Source organism: Rickettsia endosymbiont of Seladonia tumulorum (assembly GCF_964030815.1).
In the GTDB taxonomy this organism is placed as follows: domain Bacteria; phylum Pseudomonadota; class Alphaproteobacteria; order Rickettsiales; family Rickettsiaceae; genus Rickettsia.
In genome coordinates, this window is the sequence record NZ_OZ034963.1 from 423,402 (window position 1) to 435,782 (window position 12,381).

Below are 12,381 nucleotides of genomic sequence, written 5' to 3' on the forward strand. Positions count from 1 at the left end.
TAATGAAGTTAATAATGTTTATTATAATTATTTTGCTTGGTAATTATAGTTATGCATCAATTGGCTGCGTAGGCAGGTTTGTAAATCCAATCACTGATGTTTGCTGGAAATGTTTATTTCCAATTACTATCGGAGGAGTAAAAATTGTATCAAGTTCTATGGCTGATACTAATAACCCAAGGCAAATTGTTTGTTTTTGCCCTAAGCCTTCGATTCCGATGCCAGTTCCTGGTATTCCAATTGGATTCTGGGAGCCGGTAAGACTGGTGGATGTAACTAAATCCCCTATGTGCATGGTAAGTCTTGGAGGCATTAATCTTGGTACTAGCATGCAAAAAGGTGTTAAGGATGATATAGAGGGAAGTAGCTTTTATCATGTTCATTGGTATATATATCCGGTTATTTACTGGCTTGAGATCTTACTTGATTTTGCCTGTTTAGAGATGTCACAAGTAGATATCACATATTTAACTGAATTTGATCCATTATGGGGAGACGATAGCAAAGCTGCCATATTAAATCCTGAAAGTTTATTATTTGGCAGTATTACAGCTCAAAGTGCATGTATAGCTGATTGTGTAAGCTGTAGTTCTGGTAGTCTTTCTAATGATGCGATGTTTTGGTGCGGTGGATGTCAAGGATATCTTTATCCCTTTACCGGTACAACTAGCTCTCATAATTGTGGAGTTGGATCTTCTGCATTAATAGTAGCTAAATTTATGGCTAAGTTACATAGGGAATTGTTACTCTGGGGGTATATGGGAAGAGAAGGATTATGTTCTAAATATCCAATGCCAATAATCAAAAAGAGCCAATATAGACTGCAGATGACTTATCCTATACCAGAGGTGCATTCTTGTAAAAAAATTGGTGAGACTGAAATTATCTGGCAGCAGGGAAGAGAATTTCCTGTTAAAGGTGAAGATTTTGGTTATTCGATCTGGCGTAAACGCAGTTGCTGTTTATTTTAATTTGTAAAATTTTTATAAAATTGAGAAGTATGCAATTTAACCTAAAAACAATAATTTTAACTTGTTTACTAATATTAGGTAGCACAAGTTCTTTGGCACAACCAGAAGTATTGTTACATAATATAGTACAACCTAAATTAGAGACTAAAACATATAATCAAATCTACATTTTTGTTTCATTTTCAATGCCTGATTCAGCATTAAAGAGTTATTATATTGAAGCAGAACAAAAAGGTGTAAGACTTGTAATGCGAGGTTTAAAAAATAATTCATTTGTTGAGACTAAAGCAAAAGCCGATGAAATTGGTATTAGTTTTGATATTGATCCAAATCTATTTGAGAAATATCAAATTACTTCTGTACCGATAGTAGTGATAGATAATAACCAAGGCAAAGTTAAAAAACTAGCAGGTCATATAGGATTAAATGATGCATTGCAGATAATGCAAGAGGAACAAATGTGAGACAAAGTATTCAGGCTGTTGAAAAAGTTATAAAAAGAAGTAGAAAAGAGTTAATCTAAGGAATAAGCTGTATTTTTATGCTTAAATGAAGGTGTAAAGATGCAGGGTTATAAGCTTGATCAAAGTGTGAGATGTAATAGCCTTAGCTTAAGGCACATGATACCTAATGATCATTTATTAGTGAGGATTCATGAAGCTAAAGAATTAGAGTTTTCTTTTATCTATGAAATAACTAAGAATCGTTATTGTGCTAATTACGGACGTCCATCAATTGATCCTGTATTATTTTTTAGGATGCAAATAATAAGTTACTTATATGGTATAAAGTCAAATAGACGATTATGTAAAGAAATTCAGTTAAATATAGCATATAGGTGGTTTTGTGGTTTAAGTTTAGAGGATAAAGTACCGGATCATTCATCATTAAGTAGGATAAGAGATAGATTTGGGGTAGAACTATTTCAAGAAATATTTATAAGCTTGATTAAGCAATGGTATGAACTAGATATTATAAAAGGAGAAACAATTATTTCAGATGCCTCTTTAGTTGAATCTAATGCCTCTATGAATAGCCTAATATTAAGAAAAGATCAAGGTGATTCACAAAAGAGAGAATTAAAAAAATATGAACGTCGTTATCATGATTTCCGAGAAGGGAAAAAAGTAAGGAAAATATCTAATCAAACTCATGTCAGTAGGACAGATCCTGATTGTAGTCTTGTATCAAGAACTAATGGTTATAAAAAGCTATGTTATAAGACCCACTACTCAATTGATTCAGATTCACGTATTATAATAGATTGTTATGTAAGTACAGGATCACAACATGAGTGTATTGTACTTCCAAGTAGAGTTTGGAATATATTAAATAATTTTTCTTTTAGAGTAAAAGAATGGATAGCAGACAAAGGTTATGGTAGAGGTCCAACCTATGGATATTTTAAATTACTTGGAATTACAACTTATATACCTTTACATGTAGATAATCTTGGTGAAGGAAAAATAAGTAGGGGGGAATTTCAATATGATAGAGAACAGGATAGATATAAGTGTCCACAGGGACATTATCTTTATCCGTATGATAAATTAGATAAAAAACAAATAAAACGTTATCGTATTACAGGAGGGCATTGTAAAAATTGCTCTCTAAAATCAGGTTGTATTTCTGATAATTATAGTAATAGAGGACGATTTATTTATCGTAATCCTTATCAGGATGAAATAGATGAGGTAAAGGTCAGACAGAATAGAATTGATTTTAAGAAAAAACTAATTGAGAGAAAGTGGAAAATAGAAGGTCTATTTGGTGAAGCTAAGGAGAATCATGGTTTACGAGGAGCAAAATTTAGAAGTGTACAGAAAACACAGATTCAAATACTGATGATTGCGATAGTACAAAATTTTAAACGGATACTTAAAATTATTTTTTGGTTTTTTTATCTACTGCTATTAAAGATAAAAAAATATTAAAGTATTTGCAACCTTATTGATTTTTTCAACAGCCCTCTTGACTTCTACAATGTCAATTAATACAATTTTTGACTGTCAACAACTTTTACCACATTCCGTATCAACTACTATCAGTTAAATATTTTATACGAGTTATTTCTAATATATAATGTGTGTTACCATCATTGTGTATATCCTCGCTTTTAAGTATCTTACAATTCAGTTGATACTCTGAGCATAATTGCTCTATTCGTTGAATTTTTCTTAGTGATGAAGTAATAAATATTCTTCCTTGATTTGATAATAAATTAAAACCTTGCAACATAATATCTTTTATGAGTGCATTATCAACATCATAAAAAGCTCGGCTGATTGATTGTCTTGCAGGTATTATACCGTTAAATTCATTTTTAGATAAATTATCCCAAGGCACCCCTGAGACAAGTATATCTATCTTACCGAGAAATTTTGGTAACAACGGTAATACACCTTCTCCATTAAATAAATACATATTGTTTGTAATACCATGAAGTATCAAATTATCTTTTGCACATTGTATTGCATGTTCACTTATATCACTACCAATAATTGTATGAGCCCCGTTCTTTGCAGCTATTATACCTAAGGCAAAGCATCCAGATCCTATATCTGCAAACACCTTATTTTTTACTAAATTGTTGTCTATTAAAAATTTTGCAAACATGGCCGTTAATTTTCCAGGAGGATAAGCGTTAACATTATTGATAATAAAATTATTGTTAAGAACACTTACCTGATATGGTACATGTTTATTAAGCATGCTTGATATATATTGTTCTGCTTCTGGATTTAGCGATGCCATAGATTTTGTACTTAATAATAGTATTATATAAAAATAATACTTTAAAAATTTTAGCATCATTTATGCTCCCTGATATGACATATCTCAGAGTCTGTATTGAAAGTAGATTGATAACAAAAATAATTCATAATTTAAATCCAGTCAATTTATTCAATAGATTTCTTTCGGGCTTGCCCCCGAGATTTACTCTGCGTAGTTAAAGGCATAACTCCTAATAATACTTCTTGTATAAGTATTGTTACAGAGATACAATATTATTGTAAGAAAATATTATAATGGTACCCAAAAACTGGGCAGTAAAATTATAAAATAAAATATAAATACAACATGCAATGATATTTATAAAAAAGCAAAATAATATAGTGCATCAGAAAAAACAAAGATAGTTTTAGAAACAATAAAAGCTGAAATGATAATAGAGCCAATTAATAGCAAATATTGGAGTACATCCATAATAATTGAAAGGTGCAAAAATGATGAAAAATCAGCAAGAAGCAAGAGAGCTTACTGTAAGGCAACGGATGGAAGCTATTGGCTTATTATCTGTAGGCACATTCTTAGAGTATTTTGATCTAATGATTTATGTGCATATGGCAGTGGTCATTAATGAACTTTTTTTCCCAAAAGCTAATCCTGAAACTACAGCTCTTTATGCAGCAGCATTTTGTTCTACTTTTGTTTTTAGACCTGTTGGAGCATTAATTTTTGGTTGGATTGGTGATCATATTGGACGTAAAATCACAGTAGTTATTACTACTTTTATGATGTCTATAGCCTGTATAATTATGGCTACTCTCCCTACATATGCTCAAATAGGTATTACTGCCACTGTGATAATGACTATATGTCGCATTGTACAAGGTATGTCTTCGATGGGAGAACTGATGGGAGCACAACTTTATCTCACTGAAATTACTAAACCACCTGCACAATATTCAGTTGTAACATTAATAGATGCTGTTGCTGCTGTGGGAAGTACCGCCGCTTTATGTATGGCATATATTGTTACCTCATTTGCATTCAATTGGAGGATAGTGTTTTGGATAGGAGCATTAATTGCGTTCATAGGAACGATAGCTAGAACTGCTCTTAGAGAAACGCCGGAATTTGCAAATGCAAAAGCACGAGTAAAAAAAATACTGCAAGATAATGATACGCATCACAGAATATTACAAGATGACCCTATGTGGTCTGAAAAACCTGACAAAAAAAGCATTTTAGCTTTATTTTTAATAGATTATAGTTGGCCATTAACTATTTTGCTTTCATTTATTGTGGCAATATTCTTAAAAATCAATTCGGTTATACGCCAGAGGAAGTTATTAGTCACAACTTTTTGGTATCAATAGCATATTTAAGCCGTAGAATATATCCACTGAAAATACTAAAAATAAAAATAATGACTATGCTTATTTTTATTCCATTTTGTCCATATATATTAGAGCATGGATTAACAACGCCATTTTGTGTGATGTTATTACAACTATTTTTTGTAATATTTGGTCCATCTAAATCACCAGCATTTCCTATTTTCTTCAAATATTTTCCAATATTTCAACGATTTACTTATAGTAACTTTTCATATGCGTTTTCACGTGCAATAGTATATATACTAACCTCTTTCGGTACTATTTATGTTATAAAATATTTTGGTAATTGGGGATTATTAATTATTTTGATACCAGTATATGGCGGATATAATTATGGATTATCGCATTTTGAGCAGTTGGAAAAGGAAGCTGGTAATTATCCTTAAATATAATTGTTTGATCCTGTAACATACGTTTTTTTATAGGTGAATAATGATGGCATAGTTCGGCTATTTTGTTTGATATATTTAATACTCCATATACCTGATCTTCAAAATAAATACCTAGGGTTATAAATTTTTTAAGAGTTTCATTTACAATCTTTCTGATTTTTTCAGGAAATTTTACCCCTAGTGTCTGCATATTATGTAGCCTATCAAAAAGTTTTATTAGCAGTACATCATGTTTCTTCTCTTTGTATAACATCTCTACCATTTCAGCAGAACTAATCTTTATACCATTATCCTTAATCCTAGTCAAATCCATTACTTGATTGGCTATATTCTCTCCAAATTCTTGTAATATTTTCTCCTTGGTAAGTTCTGTATCCTCTATAGTATCATGCAATATACTAGTGACTAGTATATCTGTTCTAAATAAGTAATCTGATATCATATATGCCACCTCTATCGGATGTGAGTAAAATGGTTGGATGCTTTGCTATTACTTATAGGCACTTACATTTATAATTAATAAACATGGATTATTATTGGACTAAAGATCATAAATATGATAACTTAAGTACTCAGGATTATCTGTTTGGTACTACTGCCCACAACAAAAATGAAAAAGGTGTGTATGAGTAAATTACTTGGTGGTTGGAGTATGTCTTTAACTCGTTACCCATTGAATGAATTTGACTACATAATGTATGGTATGGTTACAAATCTTGAGGAACTAACAACAGGAAGCATGACTTCTCAAGGGTGGAGTCCAGAACATGAACCAAAACCAGAGTATAATCCTTGTTTTACAGGTAAAAGACTTTGGGTTTATGGCGGGGGTGGATGTACTCCTGAAGGAAAACCCTCTAGTATGAATGATGTATCCCGCATTATATCTGCGACCATTAATAATGGTTGGGATGGCGTTGATTTTGATGACGAGTGTAATATGAACACTGCATTTGTTATTGAAACAATGAAAATGCTAAAAAAAAATAATAAAGAAACTAGTTTTGGTTTTATTGCAGGTTATTCTTATAACAATCCAAATACAGAAAAAGGGAAGAAGATTACCGACAAAGTTAAGGCGATTATCGCATCAGGTCAATGCGATAGATTAGTGCATTATTGTTACGCTGCTGCAATGTGGAATCAAGATGATATTATCAATAATGTAAAACAAGCATTAGTACAAAGTATCTCTTATGGCATAGAACAAGATAAAATTGTGTTAGCCTTGACTACCGTAGGGCTGACAGACTGGAATTTAAATTACTTTCTAGATCAAATTATTGATTTGAATTTAGGGGGGGTATTTATATGGCGATATGATGAGTTGACCCCAAATCATTATAGGATCATTAAAGAACGGTTAAATAAGTCTTGACGGCACCTTGGTAACTGATGTATTGAAGGAATCATTAAGTAAGTATCAAGCTCCACAGATATTTAATAGTGATCAAGGTAGTCAATATACCAGTAATGGATCATATACAGATTCTCAAAGATAATAATATTCAGATATCAATGAATGGTAATGGCAGGAGTATTGACAATATTGTTATTGAGCGTTTCTTTAGGACACTGAAATATTTATTAATGATTATCAAAATATAGAAGAGCTTAAGGAGGGCATCAATGATGACTCTGTCACATCTGTAATAAAATGGCCAAATTTCTGCCTTGAAACCCGCATAGCGTCGTTATCATTTTCTATAATTTTGCTAGATGTGACAGAACCTATATTACTACTTCTCTCTATTTGTAACAGTGCAGACTTACAACAATGATACAGAAATATGGCAGTAACATAAATTTAATTATCTAAAAAAAAAGATAATATGCTAGCTTGAAAGTAAGGATGAGTGCACATATGACAATAAATACTTATGTTAACCTCATTCTCAGCAATTTTTATAATTAAGTATAAAGATAGCTTATTATTCAGTCTATTTTTATATTAAGAACAATTTTTTTTTAATAAATTAGAGGAGGTTATTATGCCACTATCTTATATAATTACAGCAAAATGGGGAAAAGACTTAGCTGATTGGTATATACCATTAGAGCTTACAATCAGAAATAACACTGATCAGGATGTAAATTCTCCTGAAATAAGCTTTGACGTGAATAAAATACACAACATTACTCCAGGTAGTGAAATTAGAGCATACACAGGTTTTGCTCAACAAACATTTACTCCTCCTGTAATTAAAGAAAAATTATCAGAGCATTTATCTTTATTAAAAGCTAAAAGTTCTACAACTTTAACTTTTGGTGTTAGTTTTTCTAGCACCTCCACATATCCTTCATTACCTACTGACTTTACTTTTAGCGGTGAACCTATAGTAATACCTGAAGATCATACTCCTCCAACACCAGTCAAAAATATAACAACAACTTCTTCTGGCCCTACAAGTTTTTCTTTAAACTGGACACCAAGTATAGATAAAGATACAGGTGTTGATAAATATATAGTAAAGTATAGAGTCACTAATGAAACAAAATATCATGAAGCATCTACTATAACTAATAGCATTTCTTTAAAAAACTTAACTACTAATACAAATTACGAAATTTATATTACAGTGTTTGACTATGCTAATAATACTTCTGTGCCTAGCTTATATTACGCTTCTACCGGTGAAGCTTTAAAAGGTCCTGCAGCTTGGCAAGAAGGTAATCATATTAAGGGTTCGCCTTTCGTTGATGCAACGGCTTGGCCTACACCACCTATTGATAAATGGGCTGAATCAACAAATTTAAAAGGATATTTCTTAGGGTTTATTACTGCTGCTACCGATAAAAATACAGGTGAAGTAAAAGCTTGTTGGGGCGGTAACCTAAGTATGTCTGATGGAAATGATAATCAGCAATATGAAGGAGACGTAATTGTTTCTGATTATTATAAATCTTATATTAGTGGTATTAGAGAAAAGAATGGTGATATAATTTTATCTTTTGGCGGTGCATCAAATGAACCAATAGAGGGACCAATAACAGACATTAAACAAATTGTAGATATTTATTTAAAAGCTATCAAAAATTATGATTTGACTGCAATTGATTTTGATTTCGAGGGTGGGTTCTTAGCCCATAATGAAGCTTTAGATAGACATATTGTAGCAATAACTGAGGTGATTAAAGCACATCCTGAATTAAAAGTCTCTTATACCTTACCTGTAGACGGTGCTCCTGGGTTAATGGGATTTAATGCAAATGGTGTAATTTTCCTTAACAAATTATACGAAGCAGGTATTACGCCATCGCTTGTTAACTGTATGTCTATGGAATTTGGTCAAGGTTCAAGCTCTAATCTTTTCGAATGTGCTAGACTTTCTCTTGAAGGCGATGCTGCAAATGACACAGACGGCAACAGAAAAGGTGCAATAAAACAATTAAAAGAGATTTGGACTAACTTAAGCACTGAACAAATTTACAAAATGACCGGTCTAATGTATGCTAAGCATTTAAACGGCAAAGTAAACACTGTTGAGGATCAAGCAGAAATAAACAAGTATTTCATTGGTGCTAAAGGGCTTGGAAACGTAAGCGGTTGGGATGCCTCATTAGATATGGATCCTGCAAAAGGTGGCGGCGGTTATAGTGTGGGTGATTATAGTAAAGTAGTTGCTCAGTATGAACCGGATTTACTTGGAAGCCATTCATTAGATTGGGTGCCGTCAAGTTAAGTAAAATAGTGTCAAAAAGAGCTATATTTTTAGATTTCAGGCAGCAAGCAGTCTTTGAGTGGCTTCTCATCCCAAATGGATTTAACGGATGCAAATGCAATTCTTTGCTCAGGTGATGTTTTAGTATATCTTCCAACATTTACGGCAAATATATTGCTGACTTTTCCCATCAGTGATAATGTACATTGGGCTGAATATAGTATAAACCTTCAGACGGGCTGTTGAAAAAATCAATAAGGTTGCAAATACTTTAATATTTTTTTATCTTTAATAGCAGTAGATAAAAAAACCAAAAAATAATTTTAAGTATCCGTTTAAAATTTTGTACTATCGCAATCATCAGTATTTGAATCTGTGTTTTCTGTACACTTCTAAATTTTGCTCCTCGTAAACCATGATTCTCCTTAGCTTCACCAAATAGACCTTCTATTTTCCACTTTCTCTCAATTAGTTTTTTCTTAAAATCAATTCTATTCTGTCTGACCTTTACCTCATCTATTTCATCCTGATAAGGATTACGATAAATAAATCGTCCTCTATTACTATAATTATCAGAAATACAACCTGATTTTAGAGAGCAATTTTTACAATGCCCTCCTGTAATACGATAACGTTTTATTTGTTTTTTATCTAATTTATCATACGGATAAAGATAATGTCCCTGTGGACACTTATATCTATCCTGTTCTCTATCATATTGAAATTCCCCCCTACTTATTTTTCCTTCACCAAGATTATCTACATGTAAAGGTATATAAGTTGTAATTCCAAGTAATTTAAAATATCCATAGGTTGGACCTCTACCATAACCTTTGTCTGCTATCCATTCTTTTACTCTAAAAGAAAAATTATTTAATATATTCCAAACTCTACTTGGAAGTACAATACACTCATGTTGTGATCCTGTACTTACATAACAATCTATTATAATACGTGAATCTGAATCAATTGAGTAGTGGGTCTTATAACATAGCTTTTTATAACCATTAGTTCTTGATACAAGACTACAATCAGGATCTGTCCTACTGACATGAGTTTGATTAGATATTTTCCTTACTTTTTTCCCTTCTCGGAAATCATGATAACGACGTTCATATTTTTTTAATTCTCTCTTTTGTGAATCACCTTGATCTTTTCTTAATATTAGGCTATTCATAGAGGCATTAGATTCAACTAAAGAGGCATCTGAAATAATTGTTTCTCCTTTTATAATATCTAGTTCATACCATTGCTTAATCAAGCTTATAAATATTTCTTGAAATAGTTCTACCCCAAATCTATCTCTTATCCTACTTAATGATGAATGATCCGGTACTTTATCCTCTAAACTTAAACCACAAAACCACCTATATGCTATATTTAACTGAATTTCTTTACATAATCGTCTATTTGACTTTATACCATATAAGTAACTTATTATTTGCATCCTAAAAAATAATACAGGATCAATTGATGGACGTCCGTAATTAGCACAATAACGATTCTTAGTTATTTCATAGATAAAAGAAAACTCTAATTCTTTAGCTTCATGAATCCTCACTAATAAATGATCATTAGGTATCATGTGCCTTAAGCTAAGGCTATTACATCTCACACTTTGATCAAGCTTATAACCCTGCATCTTTACACCTTCATTTAAGCATAAAAATACAGCTTATTCCTTAGATTAACTCTTTTCTACTTCTTTTTATAACTTTTTCAACAGCCCGTCTCAACTATTACATATAGACTATCTGGGTTTCAAACTTTCTTTTGTGATACATACTACCGCCCTAGACAAAAAGCATTAGTGGAAAAAAAGAATTATTGCATCATTTAAATTAGGCAACATAAGTGTTGATAAACTCATAATTAGTGCACATGTCATCATCTTATCTAATGCCCATACTCGCCAAAAATATTTTTTCACACAATTGCTAGTCTCTTGCGACTGGTTAACCACCTTATTTGTATAATCTTTGCTTCTCATTATTTTACTACTTTATATTTTTATTCTTGATTCTTATATTCTTTAAAATTTAAATCTTTAGATAATTCTGCTTCTAACGCTTCTATGGTAGGAAGATCTGTTTTTATTTCCTCCGGTAGGTTTTCTGTTAATCTATATTCAGCTAAACCAATAGGTTTACTCATATCTCGTAATGTATATTCGGCTAATACATTATTTTTAGATTTACATAAAATTAGCCCAATAGTTGGGTTATCACTTGAATGCTTTAATAAATCATCTACTGCTGATAAATAAAAATTCATTTTTCCCGCATATTCCGGTTTAAAGTCCTTATTCTTTAGCTCAATCACTACAAAACAACGTAATTTTAAATGGTAAAATAATAAATCAATATAAAAATCCTGATCTCCTACCTCTAAGTGATACTGTCGGCCTACAAATGCAAATCCTGCACCCAATTCTAATAAAAACTTTTCTACATGTTTTACTAATTCTTTTTCTACTTCTCGCTCATGTGCTTCATTACCTATATTCAAAAAATCAAAAATATATGGGTCTTTAAGTGTATGATAAGCTAAATCTGATTGTGGAGATGGTAATGTATCTTGAAAATTTGTTATTGCCTTACCTTGACGCTTATGTAACGCAAGTTCGATTTGCATAACCATAATATTGCGTGACCAACCATACTCTATTGCCTGGTGTATATAAAATAATCTAGTGCGTTTATCCGATATTTTGTCTAATAGAGTCACATTATGATACCACGTTAATTGTGCAAGCACCTCTTGCACAAATTGAAAATCTTGATATTCTTCAGCAAAGCGTCGCATGTATTTTAAATTTCTACTACTAAAACCTTTCATTTCAGGAAAAGCTGAGTGTAAATCTTGACTTAAATTATCTATTACTTTAGAACCCCAGCCATATCTCTTTTGACGATCTAAAATCTCAGTACCAATATAATGGTAAAGTGTTGTTAGCTCCGTGTTAACTGCTCTAGCCGCTCTCAATCTGCTTGTAGCAACTCGATTCTTTAATTTCTCTAAAAACTCTGCATATCCTTGAATATTAATGCTAGTACCATCACTCCCACTATATTGCTTTATTACCATGATTACCTTATTACCTCGCTTTAAATTCTTCTTGACTTGTTGCTATTATTACTTTTAACTTATTTATGTTAGTAGGTTTCCTGCTCTTCTTCTTGTCACCTACTAACGTTATTCTTTATGACTCTTGCTGCTGGAGGCGTTCTTT

At 31.8% G+C, this 12,381-nt stretch carries 8 protein-coding genes and 4 pseudogenes; 7 read left to right on the plus strand and 5 right to left on the minus strand.

Translation table 11 applies throughout. The features are described 5' to 3' along the window. Positions 1 to 2: 2 nt before the first annotated feature. The 3 genes from traU to AAHF54_RS02080 all read left to right on the plus strand — a co-directional run bounded on the left by traU (position 3) and on the right by AAHF54_RS02080 (position 2,905). Complete coding sequence (traU, locus tag AAHF54_RS02070) at positions 3 to 971, plus strand: conjugal transfer pilus assembly protein TraU (RefSeq protein ID WP_342170130.1); 969 nt, start codon at positions 3 to 5, stop codon at positions 969 to 971. Positions 972 to 1,000: 29 nt separating this feature from the next. Next, complete coding sequence (trbC, locus tag AAHF54_RS02075; RefSeq protein ID WP_341788942.1) at positions 1,001 to 1,435, plus strand: type-F conjugative transfer system pilin assembly protein TrbC; 435 nt, start codon at positions 1,001 to 1,003, stop codon at positions 1,433 to 1,435. Between the two features lie 156 nt (positions 1,436 to 1,591). Then, positions 1,592 to 2,905, plus strand: coding sequence for a transposase (locus AAHF54_RS02080; protein ID WP_172686766.1), 1,314 nt, complete (start codon positions 1,592 to 1,594; stop codon positions 2,903 to 2,905). Between the two features lie 100 nt (positions 2,906 to 3,005). Here the strand turns inward: AAHF54_RS02080 and AAHF54_RS02085 are convergent, their stop codons facing one another. Continuing rightward, positions 3,006 to 3,725, minus strand: coding sequence for a 50S ribosomal protein L11 methyltransferase (locus AAHF54_RS02085; protein ID WP_341788948.1), 720 nt, complete (start codon positions 3,723 to 3,725; stop codon positions 3,006 to 3,008). Between the two features lie 476 nt (positions 3,726 to 4,201). On the opposite strand from AAHF54_RS02085, the pseudogene AAHF54_RS02090 reads away from it, so the two are divergent. Continuing rightward, positions 4,202 to 5,481, plus strand: a pseudogene (locus AAHF54_RS02090) (MFS transporter). On the opposite strand, the pseudogene AAHF54_RS02095 reads toward AAHF54_RS02090, so the two are convergent. After that, positions 5,396 to 5,974, minus strand: a pseudogene (locus AAHF54_RS02095) (HD domain-containing protein); the annotation flags it as partial. The pseudogenes AAHF54_RS02090 and AAHF54_RS02095 overlap by 86 nt on opposite strands. A 123-nt stretch (positions 5,975 to 6,097) precedes the next feature. Between AAHF54_RS02095 and AAHF54_RS02100 the strand changes: the two are divergent. From AAHF54_RS02100 to AAHF54_RS02110, 3 genes and pseudogenes are all read left to right on the plus strand, one after another. Beyond that, positions 6,098 to 6,865, plus strand: a complete 768-nt coding sequence (locus tag AAHF54_RS02100; protein WP_342170131.1) for a hypothetical protein — start codon at positions 6,098 to 6,100, stop codon at positions 6,863 to 6,865. Beyond that, positions 6,858 to 7,071: pseudogene (locus AAHF54_RS02105) on the plus strand (DDE-type integrase/transposase/recombinase); the annotation flags it as partial. The gene AAHF54_RS02100 and the pseudogene AAHF54_RS02105, both read left to right, overlap by 8 nt. 407 nt (positions 7,072 to 7,478) lie before the next feature. Next, positions 7,479 to 9,170 (plus strand): fibronectin type III domain-containing protein, encoded by a 1,692-nt coding sequence (locus tag AAHF54_RS02110; RefSeq protein ID WP_342170132.1) that lies wholly within the window; start codon positions 7,479 to 7,481, stop codon positions 9,168 to 9,170. Positions 9,171 to 9,420: 250 nt separating this feature from the next. On the opposite strand, the gene AAHF54_RS02115 is transcribed toward AAHF54_RS02110, so the two are convergent. From AAHF54_RS02115 to AAHF54_RS02120, 3 genes and pseudogenes are all read right to left on the minus strand, one after another. Further along, positions 9,421 to 10,326 (minus strand): transposase, encoded by a 906-nt coding sequence (locus tag AAHF54_RS02115; RefSeq protein ID WP_410525699.1) that lies wholly within the window; start codon positions 10,324 to 10,326, stop codon positions 9,421 to 9,423. Positions 10,327 to 10,433: 107 nt separating this feature from the next. Next, a pseudogene (locus tag AAHF54_RS07450) lies at positions 10,434 to 10,638 on the minus strand (transposase); the annotation flags it as partial. Positions 10,639 to 11,159: 521 nt separating this feature from the next. Continuing rightward, on the minus strand, positions 11,160 to 12,236 hold the full coding sequence (locus AAHF54_RS02120; protein ID WP_341788950.1) for a YhcG family protein: 1,077 nt from the start codon (positions 12,234 to 12,236) through the stop codon (positions 11,160 to 11,162). Positions 12,237 to 12,381: the final 145 nt, after the last annotated feature.

Excerpts from the sequence above, each read along its gene's own strand:
- traU (WP_342170130.1), top strand. The coding sequence starts at position 3 with ATGAAGTTAATAATGTTTATTATAATTATTTTGCTTGGTAATTATAGT.
- trbC (WP_341788942.1), top strand. The coding sequence starts at position 1,001 with ATGCAATTTAACCTAAAAACAATAATTTTAACTTGTTTACTAATATTA.
- AAHF54_RS02080 (WP_172686766.1), top strand. The coding sequence starts at position 1,592 with ATGATACCTAATGATCATTTATTAGTGAGGATTCATGAAGCTAAAGAA.
- AAHF54_RS02085 (WP_341788948.1), bottom strand. The coding sequence starts at position 3,725 with ATGGCATCGCTAAATCCAGAAGCAGAACAATATATATCAAGCATGCTT.
- AAHF54_RS02100 (WP_342170131.1), top strand. The coding sequence starts at position 6,098 with ATGAAAAAGGTGTGTATGAGTAAATTACTTGGTGGTTGGAGTATGTCT.
- AAHF54_RS02110 (WP_342170132.1), top strand. The coding sequence starts at position 7,479 with ATGCCACTATCTTATATAATTACAGCAAAATGGGGAAAAGACTTAGCT.
- AAHF54_RS02115 (WP_410525699.1), bottom strand. The coding sequence starts at position 10,326 with ATGAATAGCCTAATATTAAGAAAAGATCAAGGTGATTCACAAAAGAGA.
- AAHF54_RS02120 (WP_341788950.1), bottom strand. The coding sequence starts at position 12,236 with ATGGTAATAAAGCAATATAGTGGGAGTGATGGTACTAGCATTAATATT.